This is a genomic window from Magnetovibrio blakemorei (assembly GCF_001746755.1).
GTDB classification, from domain to species: Bacteria; Pseudomonadota; Alphaproteobacteria; order Rhodospirillales; family Magnetovibrionaceae; genus Magnetovibrio; species Magnetovibrio blakemorei.
In genome coordinates, this window is record NZ_MCGG01000008.1 from 184,699 (window position 1) to 200,331 (window position 15,633).

Genomic DNA, 15,633 nt, shown 5'->3' on the forward strand with positions numbered 1-15,633 from the left:
CAAACTTTAGGCGTCTCGCCTCTGCCCCTCAGCCTTATCCCTTTGTTGCAGCAACCTGATGAGTCAGCTTGATGCGCAGCGCATCGGGAAGCCTTAAGGCATCGCCTAAGCGGTCCATGTAACGCTGCTCTTCGGGCGTGTCGGTATCGATGGCCAGCAAGGAGGCTAAATACAGTTCCGTTGCCTGGCGTTCGTCGCGGGCTAAATTGGCGATGGAAAGGGGATCGGATGGTCTCCGAAGTTGGTCGAACAGAAATGCCTTTTCGTCGGATGCCAAGCCCAGGCTGTCGATCTGACCCATGATAATTTTGTTTTCAGCAGCATCAATATGACCATCTGCTTTGGCCGCACTGATCATCGCCTGAACGAGGCTCAAGCGCAGATCCCGTCCTGACGTATCTTGGATCATCGCCGGATCAAAACCACTGTCGGCAGGCGCTTGGAAAATCGTTTGGGGTTGAGGGGGGTGCCCTTGCGGTTCCGTCCCGGATCCAAATGGCGGCGTCGCTTGGTTCGATTTGTAATCGGTATAAGCCTTATAGGCCAGCCCGCCCAGCGCAGCCAAGCCACCATACATCAAAACAGACCCGCCTATTTTACGGCCTTTTTTCGTGCCGAGCAAAAGCGCCATGATCCCCCCAGCCGCAGCCCCTCCCATCACGCCACCAGGCATATTCTGGGTTGCTGATCTTGCCGTCTCTGAAGCCTGAGTGGCAACACTGCCAACAGTTTGGCCAATGCTGGCACCTACGCCTGGGCCTAAAAAACCGTCTATCAGTCGCGTGATGTCCATCGTGTAAGGGGCTCCTGGTTAATCAATTGCGTTGATTTGAATCATGTTGTGCTTGCAACGACTGGGTTCTCTATCAAGCGCTGTCAAGCGCTGTCAAGCGCGGTTTTTGTGTTTAACGAGAGCAAAATTCCAGCCTGCTGAGCATAGGGATCGCACCTTATTGGTGGTGTGCCAGATTTCTGAAGATCAGTTGACTAACTTTGACAATTCCCCAAACCAACAAAGCGACTGCTAAAGCGGCAAGAATTGACGGAAGAGCCGTCAGGATGAATACAAATGGCAGATACATGATACCCTCTTCGTGCTAGGATTGAGATCTTATCCGGCATTGTGACTGAACCTTCATGAACCTTCTTTGAACACGCCGTTAAGGCCCTATTCAGCCAGCAGCGACTATACTTCAAAGAAGTGGGTATAGGGATCAGATGAAAGTTTTCAAATGACCGTTGTCGAGCTGCTGATCTACATAACAATTGCGTTCGTGCTTCAAGTCGCCATCTTTGGTGCGGTGGCGTTTCGGCGTCATTGGGGCATCTATCAGGATATGCGCCATCGCATGGTCGGGTTCGACACCGATATAATCGGAGAGGCTGATTTAAGCCGTCCCGAATTGGACCATCCCCCCTCACAGGAAGCCCACTGGAAAGGCTTTCGTAACTTCCGGGTTTCAAAGAAAATTTTTGAAGACCGCAATAAAAACGTCTGCTCATTCTATTTAATGCCAACAGACGACGAGCCGCTTGCCGATTTTCAGCCGGGCCAGTTTCTCACCTTCCAACTCAACATTGACGACCCCTCTGGCGAAGGGCGCAAGCCGATTGTTCGCTGTTATTCCTTATCGGAAAGTCCGGGTCACGATCATTATCGGATTTCTGTTAAACGCGTGCCCGCTCCTGCTGGGTCCACCGATCTACCACCTGGTCTATCGTCAAATCATCTACATGACCATGTACAGGAAGGCGACGTTCTAGCCGTCCGCGCCCCTGGCGGTCATTTCTTCTTACAGCCGGGAAACGGGCCCATCGTGTTGATTGGTGGGGGCATTGGCATCACCCCCATGATCAGCATGCTGAATGCCGCGCTTTCGACTGGCAGCAAGCGGGAAATGTGGTTGTTCTACGGCGTGCGCAACAGCACGGAACACGTCATGAAGGACCATCTTGCGGCCCTGGCTCGGGACCACGACAATTTCCGCCTCCACGTATGCTACAGTTCTCCTCAACCGGGCGACGTCGAAGGGGTCGACTACCACCACCGTGGCCATGTGGACCTAACCCTGTTGCGCCAAACCCTTTCTTTAAAGCCCTATCAGTTTTACATCTGTGGCCCCAGTGCGATGATGGAGGCACTGGTTCCGGCGCTCTATGACTGGGGCGTACCGAAACAAAATGTTTTCTACGAAGCTTTTGGTCCAGCATCCCTGATCAAATCGCAACCTCAAGACACACTGTCCCCTCACGAAATAACTTCGTCACTTCCTGTCTCCGTCACCTTCGCTAAGTCGGGAAAGACGGTCACTTGGGATGGCAGCTCCGCATCGTTGCTGGAATTTGCTGAAGACAATGGCATCGAGGTTGCGTCGGGTTGTCGCGCTGGCGGGTGTGGCTCGTGTCAAGTGAGCATCGACGAAGGCGAGGTGGAATACCCACAACCTCCCGACTTTGATCCTGACCTGGGGTGTTGCCTGATGTGTGTTTCGCGCCCGACACGTAATCTAACCCTGCAAGCATGAGGGCGATCATGGACAAATCCCTATTCCGTGTAAAAGTGGTTCCGTTTCTTGGATATTTCATCGTGCTGATTGCGATGACGATCTTGGGCGATCTTGTCCTTCACCAATTTGATCTTGTCTGGGTTGGGCGTTATCTGGGAATACCCGGAACCCTTTTGATCATTTTGTCTCTCCTGTATTCGCTGCGTAAACGCAAAATCATTCAATCGGGAAACCCGCGCTTTTTGCTCAGCCTGCATGAGGTTTTCACGTGGCTCGGCGCGCTGATGATTCTTATCCATGCGGGTATCCACTTCAACGCCATCCTTCCCTGGTTGGCCTTGCTTGCCATGATGATTAATGTCGTCAGCGGCATGGTCGGGCGCTACCTTTTGGACCGCTCGCGACGTCACCTGACGGGAATGCATGAAAAGTACACCATACACGGCCTCTCCAAGACGGAGGCTGAGAAGGAATTGTTTTGGGATTCCGTAACCTTTGAGACCATGCAAAAGTGGCGTATCGTGCACTTTCCCATCTCCTTTGCTTTCGCAATGCTGGCCATTGGTCACATCATCAGTGTCTTTATGTTTTGGGGGTGGAAATGAGACCGATCGTCAAGATTTTTTTAGCCCTTAACCTCGTGGCGATCACGGTGCTGGTGTTCAAGTACGCCGAACTGATGGTCAGTCCCGGTAAGTTGATTTTTGACCACCGCACATCCGAAGCGGATTGCTTCGCCTGCCACACACTTTTTTTAGGCGCGTCTTCGGAAAAATGCGTGGCGTGTCACAAAGTTGATGACATCGGCGTAATGACCACAAAGGGCATTCTTTTAGAGAAAAAGAAGACTGCGGTCCCCTTTCATCAAAAGCTGTTGCTTCAAGACTGTGTGGCGTGTCACAGCGATCACATGGGCGTGGCCAAATTCCGCAGCTTTCAAAAATTTTCCCATGGACTGGTTGAAACATCGATACGCGAGAAGTGTGTAAGTTGCCATCAAATGCCAGCGGATCAGCTTCATCGCAATGTCTCCGAAACGTGCTCGCAATGCCATGGTACCGATAAATGGAAACCCGCAACCTTCGATCACAAAGTGTTGGATAAAGCCGAACTTGCGCAATGTATTTCCTGCCACAAGGCCAAGGTTCCAAGCGACAAATTGCACAGTCAGGTCTCTGGCCAATGTGGCCAGTGTCACACCACTGAAAAATGGAAACCTGCGACCTTCGATCACAATAAATTCTTCGTGTTTGACAGGGATCACGACGTCAAGTGCGAGGCCTGCCACACGACCGGCGACTACAAAAAATACACATGCTACGAATGCCATGAACATTCCCCCAGTAAAATTCGGGAGGAACATGAGGAAGAGGGTATCCGTGATTTTGAGAATTGCGTCGCCTGCCACCGCAACGCCGATGAAGACGACGCTAAACGCGCCTGGCAATCCATAAGGAGGGGCGTACCCTATCAATTTGGTTTGCCGAATACAGAGAACGACAAAAAGTTACGGAAAGAGCACGATGACTAGCAAAACCGTTAATCAGTTCCGTTCAACGAGACCGCTCATACACCTACAAGTACCCATAGCTCACCGCCAACAGCACACAGCCGAGGCCTAAGCGATAGATCACGAACGGGGTGAAGCTGGCGCGTTTGAGCCAGGCCATCATCAGGGCAATGGCGATCAGGGCGGAGACGAACGACAAGCCGACGCCGGTGAGCGCAGTGCTGATTTGCAGGGCGTCGCCTGTTTTGTAAAGTTCAAGCCCCTTAAGCGTGCCCGCGCCGACGATGGCGGGAATGCTCAAGAGCATGGAAAAGCGCGCGCAATCAGATCGTTCCATGCCCAGAAAACGCCCGGTGGTCATGGTGATGCCGCTGCGCGACGTGCCCGGAATCAAAGCCAGACATTGCGACAAACCGATCAACACGACATCTGAAAGCTTTAAGTGCTCCATGGTGCGCAAGGTGACGCTGAAACGGTCCATGACCCACAGCAAAACGCCAAAACCCAAGGTCGCCCAACCGATCACTTCGATGGAGCGAATGCCGTCGGGCATCACTTTGTTCATGGCATAGCCAGCTATAATGACGGGGATCGTGCCCAGCACCACAAAAAAAGCAAGCCGCGCCCCCGCATTAATGCCCTTGCCCAGAACCATGCGCCACAACCCGATGAACATGTCGAGCACGTCACGCCACAGATACGCCATCACCGCCCCCAACGTGCCCACATGCACGGCCACGTCCAATATCAGGCCTTGGTCTTGCCAGTCGAAAAACCGAGGGGTCAAGATCAAATGGGCACTGGAACTGATGGGCAGAAACTCGGTCACGCCCTGAACAAGCGCTAAAATGACAATGTGAAAAAGCGGCACGGCGGTACTCAAGCCTCGTAAAAAGGGGGTGAATCCAAGGGAATTTCCCGAGAACGCGGCAACATTAGCGCACCCGCATCTTCACGCAAAGAGCTGAATCCGCACCGTTTTTCCGGTTGGTGAAAAAATACCCTAAAGGCCCGGGGCGAGACTGTCGCAAATCGGCCCAAACCCCCAGATTTCTGCGTGTTTCAAAGTGTTTCAAAAATTGCAGCGGCGGGCTTTCTTTTTCGGTATAGTTCTAGTAATGTCGCGCCTCCAAGTTTCTGACAAGGTTTGCTATGGCGCTGGCCGCGCTGGACACGACTGGCGGCGGATAAGACATTAGCGCCTTGAAACATATACACTTTTCATCCGCATTTTTGCGGCGGACTTAAGACTGGACAAGACCATGAAAGCAAGCGGGCTGCCCGAAAGCCAAGGCCTTTACGACCCAAGCAACGAGCACGACAACTGTGGTGTTGGATTCATTTGCAACATTAAGAACCAAAAGAGCCACGAGATCGTTCGCCAAGGTTTGCAAATTCTGGTGAATTTGGACCACCGTGGCGCGGTCGGCGCCGATCCCTTGGCGGGTGACGGTGCGGGCATCATCATGCAAATTCCCCATGACCTGTTCGTCGAGGAATGCGCTAAGTTGGGCTTTACCTTGCCCGGCATCGGTGATTATGCGGTGGGTCAAGTGTTTTTGCCCCAAGACGAAGTCTTGCGCGCCGCTTGCCTGAACGCGTTCGATACGGTTGTGCCCCGCGAAGGTCAAGAGCTGTTGGGCTGGCGCGACGTGCCAGTGGACAATTCCTGCCTGGGTGAAAGCGTCAAAGCCGATGAGCCGGTGATCCGTCAGGTCTTCATCAAAAAAGGCCCAGGCACCTCCGATCAGGCCGCGTTCGAGCGCAAGCTGTTTGTCATCCGCAAACAAGTCCACCACGCCATCTGGGACGATGCCGGCAACCGCGCCAACTTCTATATGCCGTCCCTGTCGACCCACACCATCGTTTACAAGGGCATGGTGCTGTCGGGCAACTTGGCGAACTATTACCAAGATCTCAAAGACCCGCGCACGACCTCTGCCCTGGCCTTGGTGCATCAACGGTTTTCCACCAACACCTTCCCCAGCTGGGAACTGGCGCAGCCGTTCCGCTATCTGTGCCACAACGGTGAAATCAACACCGTGCGCGGCAACATCAACTGGATGGCCGCGCGCAAAGCGACCATGAGCTCAACGGTTTTGGGCGATGATCTGGACAAGTTGTGGCCGTTGATCGGCGACGGCGCCTCCGATTCCGCGACCTTCGACAACGCTTTGGAACTGTTGGTCGCGGGCGGCTATTCGCTGGCCCATGCGATGATGATGATGATTCCCGAAGCGTGGGACAACAACCCGCTGATGGACAATGATCGACGCGCTTTTTACGAATACCACGCCGCCTTGATGGAACCGTGGGACGGCCCCGCCGCCGTGTGCTTTACCGATGGCCGCCAAATCGGTGCGACCCTGGATCGCAACGGCTTGCGCCCGGCGCGCTACATCGTGACCGATGACGACTTCGTCATTATGGCGTCGGAAGTGGGCGTGTTGCCTATCCCTGAACACAAGATCGTCAAAAAGTGGCGTTTGCAGCCGGGCAAGATGTTCTTGATCGACCTGGAACAGGGCCGCATCATCGACGACGAAGAAATCAAGTCAGAACTGGCCAAGGACAAGCCGTATCAGGAATGGCTTGACCAGACCCAGATCCGCGTCGAAGACCTGCCCGACGAAAATCCCGCCATGGCCCCCGATCATGACACGCTTTTGGATGCCCAGCAGGCGTTTGGCTATACTCAGGAAGATTTGAAGCACTTCATCAAACCGATGGTGATCAGTGGCCAAGACCCCATTGGCTCCATGGGTCGTGACACACCCATCGCCGTGCTCTCGGACCGGCCCAAGGTGCTATACGATTATTTCGCCCAGAACTTTGCCCAAGTCACCAACCCGCCCATCGATCCAATCCGCGAAGAATTGGTGATGAGCCTGGTGAGCTTGATCGGCCCGCGTCCTAACCTGTTGGACCCAACCGACGCCGGCAAGCGCATGCGTCTGGAAGTGCGCCAGCCGATTTTGTCGAACCTGGACCTGGAAAAAATCCGCCACATCGAACACTACGTTGACCGCGCCTTCAAGGCGGTCACGCTGGACATCGTCTATCCCGCCGACCAAGGTGCGGCGGGTATGGAAGCAGCGCTTGAAAAGCTGTTTGCCAAAGCCGAAGAAGTCGTCAACGCAGGCTACAACATCATCATTTTGTCGGATCGCAATTTGGATATCGATCACATCGCGATCCCGGCCTTGTTGGCGACGGCGGGTGTGCATCACCACTTGATCCGCACCGGGCTCAGAACCTCTGCGGGTCTGGTTGTCGAAACCGGCGAAGCGCGCCGGGTGCATGATTTCTGTCTGCTGGCGGGCTATGGCGCAGAAGCCATCAACCCCTATTTGGCCTTCGACACCATTGCCGATATGGGCAGTGAATTGCCTGAAGAATTGACCATTGCTGAAGCCCAATACCGCTACATCAAAGCGGTCGCCAAAGGCATGCTCAAAGTCTTCTCCAAAATGGGCATCTCGACCTTCCAATCGTACTGCGGTGCACAGATTTTCGACGCCGTGGGCTTGAACGCAAGCTTCATCGATCGCTTCTTCACCAACACCGCATCGCGCATCGGCGGCATCGGTCTGGACGAAGTGGCCGAAGAAACAACCCGTCGCCATGCGCTCGCGTTTGGCAACAACCCGCTCTATCACAAACACCTGGATGTGGGCGGTGAACTGGCTTGGCGTCACCGCGGTGAACAACACGCGTGGTCGCCGGAAACGATTTCCTTGCTGCAGCACGCTGTGCGCAAAGGTGATCGCGATACCTATCGCAAATTCGAAGCGGCCATGAACGGTCATGACGTGCAGGTGAAAAACCTGCGTGGGCTGTTCACCTTAAAAGGCACCGGCAAGTCCGTGCCCTTGGATCAAGTTGAGCCGATTGAAAACATCTGCAAACGTTTCGCCACCGGGGCCATGTCGTTCGGTTCCATTTCCTGGGAAGCGCACACCACCTTGGCAATTGCCATGAACCGGATGGGCGGCAAGTCCAACACCGGCGAAGGCGGCGAAGAAGCAGTGCGCTTTAAGCCCATGGAAAACGGTGACAGCATGCGTTCGGCCATCAAACAGGTGGCATCCGGACGTTTTGGCGTGACCACTGAATACCTGGTCAACGCCGACGACATTCAAATCAAAATGGCCCAAGGCGCAAAGCCTGGCGAAGGCGGACAACTGCCCGGCCACAAGGTTGATGAGTGGATTGCCCGGGTACGCCACTCCACGCCGGGCGTGGGGCTGATTTCTCCGCCGCCGCATCACGATATTTATTCCATCGAAGATTTGGCGCAGTTGATTCACGATCTGAAAAATGTCAACCCCAAGGCGCGCATTTCGGTCAAGTTAGTGTCCGAAGTCGGCGTCGGCACGGTTGCCGCTGGCGTCAGCAAAGCGCATGCCGATCACATCACCATCTCCGGCTTTGACGGCGGCACCGGGGCTTCGCCCTTGACCTCCACACAACACGCGGGCGGTCCGTGGGAAATCGGTTTGGCCGAAACCCACCAGACCTTGGTGTTGAACAAGTTGCGCGGCCGTGTTGCCGTGCAGGTTGACGGCGGCCTGCGCACGGCCCGCGACATCGTCGTGGGCGCTTTGTTGGGTGCGGACGAATTCGGCTTTGCCACGGGAGCGTTGATTGCGGCGGGTTGTTTGATGATGCGCAAGTGTCACTTGAACACCTGTCCGGTGGGCATTGCCACGCAAAACCCGGAACTGCGCAAGCTGTTCCCCGGTCAGCCCGCGCACGTGGTCAACTACGTCACCTTCATGGCCGAAGAAGTTCGTGTGCTGATGGCTGAGCTTGGCTTTAAAACCATCCAGGAAATGATCGGCCGTTCCGAGTGTTTGGAAATGAACACCGCCATCGATCATTGGAAAGGTCGCGGTTTGGACTTCTCCGGCATCTTGCACAAGCCCGTCGCAGGTCCAGGCGTGGCCGTCTTCCATTGCGAAAGCCAAGACCACGGTCTCGACAAAGCCTTGGACAACGCCCTCATCGCCCAGGCCCGCGCCACCATCGACGGTGGCAAGCCGGTGCGCATTGATACCCAGTTCATCAACGTCAACCGTACGGTCGGCGCGATGCTTTCGGGTGAAATTGCCTTGAAGCACGGCAAAGCCGGATTGGCCGATGACAGCATCGTCATCAATGCCCGCGGCACGGCGGGGCAATCGTTGGGCGCATGGCTGGCCAAGGGCGTCACCATCAATCTCCAAGGCGATGCCAACGATTATGTCGGCAAGGGTCTTTCGGGTGGACGCATTGTCATTCGCCCGACCGACGATTGCCCGATCATCCCGCAAGACAACATCATCGCGGGCAACACGTGCCTTTATGGCGCAACGTCCGGTGAAGCCTATTTCCAAGGCGTCGCGGGTGAGCGTTTTGCGGTGCGCAACTCCGGCGCCTCCACGGTTGTCGAAGGTGTGGGCGATCACGGTTGCGAATACATGACCGGCGGCATTGTTGTCGTGCTGGGTCAGACCGGACGTAACTTCGCCGCGGGCATGTCCGGCGGTGTCGCTTACGTTTTGGATGAAGCGGGTGATTTTGAAACCCGTTGCAACTTGGCGCAGGTTGATCTGGAACCCATCGAGGCCGAAGAACGCCTCAATGAAGAACTCAACGGTCAAGGCGGCGATTTGGAAACCCATGGCCGCGTCGACATCAACCACGACATGACCCGCTATGATGCCCAGCGTCTCAAAACGCTGATCGAACAGCATCATCATTACACCGCCAGCCCGCTGGCCAAAAACATCTTGAACCATTGGGACACGTACTTGCCCAAATTCGTCAAGGTGATGCCGGTGGATTACCGCCGAGCACTTCAAGAAATGCAGGCCAAACAGCGTGCGTCCGAACATGACGGCGTCAACACATCGGTGGGGAACTAAGACTATGGGTAAGCCAACCGGATTTCTCGAAATCGATCGCCATGACCGTTCTTACGCGCCGGTGAGCGAACGCCTGGACCATTACCAGGAATTCTCCATTGCGCTCAAACAAGACGAGTTGCAAAAACAAGGTGCGCGCTGCATGGATTGCGGTATCCCGTACTGCCATCAAGGCTGCCCGGTGATGAACATCATCCCCGAATGGAACGACCTGACCTATCAGGGCGACATGAAGTCGGCGCTGGCGATGCTGCATTCCACCAACAACTTCCCGGAATTCACCGGACGCATTTGTCCGGCGCCGTGCGAAGCTTCGTGCACGCTGAACTTGGACGACAAGCCCGTCACCATCAAAACAATCGAGTGCGCCATCGTCGACAACGGCTGGGCCGAGGGTTGGATTGAACCCAAGATCGCCAAGCACCACACCGACAAAAAAATCGCCGTCGTCGGTGCCGGTCCTGCGGGCATGGCGGCAGCGCAGCAATTGGCGCGGGTCGGACACAAGGTCTCGCTCTATGAAAAGAACGCCCATGCGGGTGGTCTGATGCGCTACGGCATTCCCGATTTCAAACTCGACAAATCCATCATCGATCGGCGTCTCAGCCAGTTGAAGGGCGAAGGCGTGGACTTCCGCCCTAACACCACCATCGGCAAAGACGTCTCGGTCGAATCATTGATGAACTATTACGACGCGATTGTATTGTCGGGCGGCGCGGAAAAACCCCGCGATCTTCCCGTTCCGGGACGTGAGTTAAATGGCGTGCATTTCGCCATGGATTTCTTGACCCAGCAAAACCGTCGCAACGGCGGCGAAAGCTTCGACGTCACCGACATCTTGGCCACCGGCAAAAACGTGTTGGTCATCGGCGGCGGCGATACGGGTTCAGATTGCGTCGGCACCTCGGCCCGCCAAGGGGCGGCGTCGATCACGCAAATCGAAATCATGCCGAGACCGCCGGAAAAGGAAGACAAGCTCACCACCTGGCCCGATTGGCCGCAAAAGCTGCGCACGTCGACCAGCCACGAAGAAGGCTGCCAACGCGATTGGAGCTTGCTGACCAAAGCCTTCATCGGCGATGAAAACGGCAACCTCAAAGCCGCCAAGGTCGTGCGGGTGCAATGGGACCACGGCAAGATGACCGAGGTCGCCGGATCGGAATTTGAAATCCCCTGCGAGCGCGTATTCCTCGCCATGGGTTTTGTCCATCCGGTCCACGAAGGCATGCTGGAACAGTTGGGCGTCGCCAAAGACCCCCGCGGCAACGTCGATGCCAACACCGAAGATTACCAAACGTCGATCCCCAAAGTGTTCGCCGCCGGCGACATGCGCCGGGGTCAGTCGTTGGTGGTATGGGCCATCCGCGAAGGTCGCCAAGCGGCGCGTGCGGTGGACAAGTTCCTCATGGGTTCGACCGAACTGCCGCGCTAGCCCGTATTTTAGGTAAAAACCGAAGGGCCGTTCTTCACAGAGCGGCCCTTTGTACGTCTCTATAGCGTACCCAGGCAGAGGACAGACAAAAGGAACGGGGCGTTTATCATGACGGAACACAGCAAAGTGCTCGTTGGCGAAAACACCCGCGAGCAGATTGCCTACAAGCTGCTCGACAAAATTTTTGTCGCCGAAGGCAAAACCCTCACCAGCCGCAACCGAGAAGACATTTTGCGCACCTACGTGCAATGCTACAGCGCTGCCGGGGGTGTTTACATGGATTATGAAGACACCGCTTAATTTTGCCTCTTCGACGTCGGACATGGTCATGGCGGTGCATTCGGCTCTGGATTGCTTCGCTTCGCTCGCAATGACGCCCCTGTCTTCGTCATTGCGAGACCCCGAAGGGGGCGTGGCAATCCAAGGGACGGATTTCACAAGTCGCGGAGCTTTAATTTTGCCCTGCCGGGTCATTGGCCCTTTGACAATATGCGCCACCCGCTTATATATCGGCTCTCAACACGGTCCAACCTGAGGGCAGCCATGATTTCCTACACCCTGATTTGCGACAAAGACCACGAATTCGCCCATCATTTTGATGGTTATGACGATTGCCAGGCGCAGCTTCAAGCCAAGACCTTGGCGTGCCCCACGTGTGGCTCAAAAGACTTGGTCAAAGGCCTCAGCGCCCCCAACGTCGGCGGTCAGTCCGCGCCCGATTTCCCCACCTGCCCCGCCGCATCTGGATGCGGCAATGGCGCGTGCGCGATGAAAGGCTAAAAGCCTTTAAACTTAAAATGACGACCCCGGCTGGCTGAGAAACTTTATTTCCTCCGTCGTGCTGGTCCGTCCCAGGGCTTCATTGCGATGGGGGAAGCGACCAAAGCGGGCGATGATATCAAAATGCTTTTGCGCGTAGTCCAGGTCCAGCGGCCCCAAAGTTGCAAACAACGCCAAAGCCATGTTTTGATCTTCCAGATTTTCGCTGTGTTCAAACGGCAGATACAAAAACTTTCGCATCACGGGGATGACTTTTTGATCAAAGCCTCGGTTCACGGCCTGACGGGCGAGCGACAGGGCCTGGGCGTCCGTGGCGAAGGCTCGGGCATCATTTCTGTAGATATTGCGCGGAAATTGATCGAACAGCACCACCGCCGCCACCGCCCCTTCGGGGCTATTGGCCATCTGCTGGACCTCGGTGCTGGTCAAGGTCATCAGCACATCTTCAAATCGGGTTTTGATGTCTTCATCAAATTTCGGATCTTTGACGAACCAGGCCGCCCGATCCGTGCCATAATCTGCGGCGTCCGGGGTGCCAAACCAAAAGGACAAAATGGCGTCAACCGTGTCTGAGTGTAAATTTTCAGCCATAAATCTGTTCTCTTTTCACAACCGTACCCCTATCAGACATAGGCGCTAAAGCCCCGATGTTCCACGTCTCCATTTTTTTGTGCATTTTACGGCTAAGGCGCGTAGTATTCGCCCCGTATCTGCGCATATGTTGAATTTTGGAGTTCCTCCGTTTGACTTTCCGCCCTGTCATGTTCATCAACGGCCTGCTTTTGATGGTTCTGGCCTTTGGCATGTTTCCGCCGTTGCTGGCCGATTTGATCGCCCATAACCCGGACTGGCAGGTTTTTGCCGCAAGCGCCGTTGTGACGATGTTTTTTGGCTCGTTGCTGACGCTTTCCCAATACGGCCGCGATTTACAACTGAACATCAAACAAGCCTTTATGTTGACCACCTCGGGATGGCTTTTGCTGGCCTTTTTCGCCGCTTTACCGTTGCGCTTTTCGGCCCTTAATATCGATTTTGCCGACGCTTTTTTCGAATCCATGTCGGGTTTGACCACCACCGGATCGACGGTTTTAACCGGTCTGGACACGATGCCGCCGGGCATCTTGCTGTGGCGCAGCATCCTTCAGTGGATGGGCGGCATCGGCATCATTGTTATGGCCATCGCGATTTTACCGTTTCTGCGCTCCGGCGGGATGCAGCTGTTTCGCACCGAATCGTCGGATACGTCTGAGCGCGTGATCCCCCGCATCAAGCGCATGACCGCCACCTTGCTGGTGACCTATGCGCTGTTGACGACGGCCTGTGGGTTGGCGCTGTGGTATGCGGGCATGAGCCCTTTGGACGCCGCCATGCACGCCATGACGACGCTTTCTACGGGGGGCTTTTCCAGCCACGATTCATCCATTGGATATTTTCACAGCGCCTTGATCGAAAATATCATCTTGGTGTTCATGATCAGCGGATCGATCCCGTTCGTCGCTTATTTTAAATTTGCCCACGGCGATAAAATGGCCTTTCGCCGCGATCCACAAATTCGCGGCCTGTTGGGTATTTTGCTGACCATGACCTTAATGCTGTCGGCATGGTTGGTGTTCAAAGACAACTTCTCCATTTTTCAGGCCCTGCGTATGTCGGCGTTCAACATTGTGTCGGTGATTTCAACCACCGGATTTGTGTCCACCGATTACGCCTTGTGGGGCGCCCTTCCTGTGGGGGCATTCTTTTTGATGACCTTTATCGGTGGATGCACCGGGTCCACCAGCGGCGGCATCAAGATATTGCGCTTTCAAGTGCTGCGCCAAGTGTTCAGCGGCTATGTTTGGCGGCTGATTTACCCGCACGGCGTGCGCACCACACAGTTTGGCGACACCACCATCTCCGCCGATGTGGCTTTGGGTGTTTTGGTCTTCACCTTGTCATTTTTGGTCATTACCGGATTGATCGGTTTGCTGCTCACCAGCTTAGGCCTGGATTTGGTCACCGCCATGAGCGGAGCGGCGACGGCCGTCGCCAACGTCGGGCCGGGGCTGGGCACGATCATTGGTCCCAGCGGAACGTTTGCGTCCTTGCCCGACGCTGCAAAATGGGTGCTGGCCTTATCCATGTTGCTGGGACGCTTGGAATTTTTTACCGTTTTGGTGCTGCTGACGCCCGGCTACTGGCGCCACTAAACCCTTTTCCCGCTTTAAACGGAGACCCGGTTGCGCCCACCGTCCTTGGCCCGGTAAAGCGCTTGGTCGGCAGCCTTCAGCGCGTCTTGCGGACTGACGCCATCCTCATAGGGAGCCGCGCCAATGGAAATGGTCACACTGACGATATCGTTAGCCTGATTTGACGCGAGTCTTTTGGTATTTTTTTTGCCTTTTGGGTTTTCCGGTTTTGTTTTGGGGCGGTCTTTGTCGCGCAACTTAAAAGACGCCGCCTCGATGGATTGGCGCAGTTTATCCAAGTGCTTAACGGCGCTGTCCACGCCTTTGCGAGCAAACAGAACGGTAAATTCTTCTCCGCCATAGCGATAAGAGCGTCCGCCGCCGGTGACGCGCATCATTTGCGCGGCGACCATTTTCAGCACCTGATCGCCCACGTCATGACCGTAGGTGTCGTTGAATTTTTTGAAGTGATCGACGTCTAACATCGCCACCGTGTAATCGTTGCCGAGCGCCATCAAATCGTGCATCAACGCGCGTCTGCCCGGCAGCCCCGTTAACTCGTCAATATAGGCCAGGCGGTAGCTTTCCTGACCGACCGCGGCCAGCAACACGATGGCGGCCAAGGAAAACAAGATGGACGACAGCGGCCCATCGCCCGCCGCATGCAACGCCAACGCCGACACCGCCACGGCGCCGAACAGCCCCCCATCCAGAACACCACCCTTCCACACCGCGCGCGCCAACAACCCGGCACATACCAAAGCGAACAACATCAAGGCCGGTTGCGGCAACAACGACCAATAATCCAGGTCCTTGTGAAACACGCGGGTGTGCAGAACCTCATCGGTTAACGTCCGCGCGGTTTCACCGGCATCCCACACCACCAGAAGGGCGACGATTTGCAAACCCGCGAACAAAACGCGGCTGAGAACCCCCAGCGACAACAAGCCGCGATCGGCCTTGAGCGCCACCAGCGCGGCGTTGAGCGGAAACAGCACCGCCAGCCCGGCATAGATCACGGTGATTTCCGGGCCGCGGTCATGAATGTTGACCCCCGCGACAAAAGCTTGCACAACCCAATGAGCGCCAGCGATCAACATGGCCATCAAAACGATGCGAGGACATTTGAACCAACCGCCTACGATTGCCGCCAGGGCGGCGACCAAATAAGGTGTATAGACCAACGTTGCCCCCAACGACCACGGCACTTGGGGCTGGGCTGCCGTAAAGGCAACCCCCGCCACCACCATCAAGGCGGGGAACATCAAAATCATCAGGGCATTTCGTAAGGCCATGGTATTGGTGATATAGCAAAACGCTCAACAGA

Annotated in this window: 12 protein-coding genes; 8 read left to right on the forward strand and 4 right to left on the reverse strand. The window is 55.5% G+C overall.

The window, feature by feature from the left end:
* Positions 1-34: 34 nt before the first annotated feature.
* Positions 35-793, reverse strand: coding sequence for a tellurite resistance TerB family protein (locus BEN30_RS02530; RefSeq protein WP_069956749.1), 759 nt, complete (start codon positions 791-793; stop codon positions 35-37).
* 439 nt (positions 794-1,232) lie between these two features.
* Between BEN30_RS02530 and BEN30_RS02535 the strand changes: the two genes are divergently transcribed.
* From BEN30_RS02535 to BEN30_RS02545, 3 genes are read left to right on the forward strand one after another with little or no spacing between them, the layout of a single operon-like run.
* Positions 1,233-2,525 carry a 2Fe-2S iron-sulfur cluster-binding protein gene (locus BEN30_RS02535; RefSeq protein ID WP_069956750.1) on the forward strand — a complete coding sequence of 431 codons (1,293 nt, stop codon included), beginning with the start codon at positions 1,233-1,235 and terminating at the stop codon, positions 2,523-2,525.
* A gap of 8 nt (positions 2,526-2,533) precedes the next feature.
* Complete coding sequence (locus BEN30_RS02540) at positions 2,534-3,112, forward strand: hypothetical protein (RefSeq protein ID WP_069956838.1); 579 nt, start codon at positions 2,534-2,536, stop codon at positions 3,110-3,112.
* Positions 3,103-4,038, forward strand: coding sequence for a cytochrome c3 family protein (locus BEN30_RS02545; RefSeq protein WP_245648967.1), 936 nt, complete (start codon positions 3,103-3,105; stop codon positions 4,036-4,038). The genes BEN30_RS02540 and BEN30_RS02545 overlap by 10 nt, the downstream gene beginning before the upstream one ends.
* A gap of 43 nt (positions 4,039-4,081) precedes the next feature.
* Here the strand turns inward: BEN30_RS02545 and BEN30_RS02550 are convergent, their stop codons facing one another.
* Complete coding sequence (locus BEN30_RS02550; protein ID WP_069956752.1) at positions 4,082-4,888, reverse strand: undecaprenyl-diphosphate phosphatase; 807 nt, start codon at positions 4,886-4,888, stop codon at positions 4,082-4,084.
* A gap of 391 nt (positions 4,889-5,279) precedes the next feature.
* Here BEN30_RS02550 and gltB point away from each other — a divergent pair, with 391 nt between their 5' ends.
* From gltB to BEN30_RS02570, 4 genes are all read left to right on the forward strand, one after another.
* On the forward strand, positions 5,280-9,926 hold the full coding sequence (gltB, locus tag BEN30_RS02555) for a glutamate synthase large subunit (RefSeq protein WP_069956753.1): 4,647 nt from the start codon (positions 5,280-5,282) through the stop codon (positions 9,924-9,926).
* Between the two features lie 4 nt (positions 9,927-9,930).
* On the forward strand, positions 9,931-11,358 hold the full coding sequence (locus BEN30_RS02560) for a glutamate synthase subunit beta (RefSeq protein ID WP_069956754.1): 1,428 nt from the start codon (positions 9,931-9,933) through the stop codon (positions 11,356-11,358).
* Between the two features lie 108 nt (positions 11,359-11,466).
* On the forward strand, positions 11,467-11,658 hold the full coding sequence (locus BEN30_RS02565) for a hypothetical protein (RefSeq protein WP_069956755.1): 192 nt from the start codon (positions 11,467-11,469) through the stop codon (positions 11,656-11,658).
* Positions 11,659-11,901: 243 nt separating this feature from the next.
* Positions 11,902-12,138 carry a DUF1178 family protein gene (locus BEN30_RS02570; protein ID WP_069956756.1) on the forward strand — a complete coding sequence of 79 codons (237 nt, stop codon included), beginning with the start codon at positions 11,902-11,904 and terminating at the stop codon, positions 12,136-12,138.
* A 12-nt stretch (positions 12,139-12,150) separates the two neighbouring features.
* Here the strand turns inward: BEN30_RS02570 and BEN30_RS02575 are convergent, their stop codons facing one another.
* The gene (locus tag BEN30_RS02575) at positions 12,151-12,729 is read right to left on the reverse strand and encodes a DUF924 family protein (protein WP_069956757.1); all 579 of its coding nucleotides are present in this window, start codon (positions 12,727-12,729) and stop codon (positions 12,151-12,153) included.
* Positions 12,730-12,881: 152 nt separating this feature from the next.
* Between BEN30_RS02575 and BEN30_RS02585 the strand changes: the two genes are divergently transcribed.
* Positions 12,882-14,327: a TrkH family potassium uptake protein gene (locus tag BEN30_RS02585; RefSeq protein ID WP_245648963.1), complete on the forward strand. Its 1,446-nt coding sequence runs from the start codon at positions 12,882-12,884 to the stop codon at positions 14,325-14,327.
* 14 nt (positions 14,328-14,341) lie between these two features.
* On the opposite strand, the gene BEN30_RS02590 is transcribed toward BEN30_RS02585, so the two are convergent.
* Entirely contained in the window at positions 14,342-15,601 is a 1,260-nt protein-coding gene (locus tag BEN30_RS02590) for a GGDEF domain-containing protein (RefSeq protein WP_069956760.1), read from the reverse strand.
* Between the last annotated feature and the right edge of the window lie 32 nt (positions 15,602-15,633).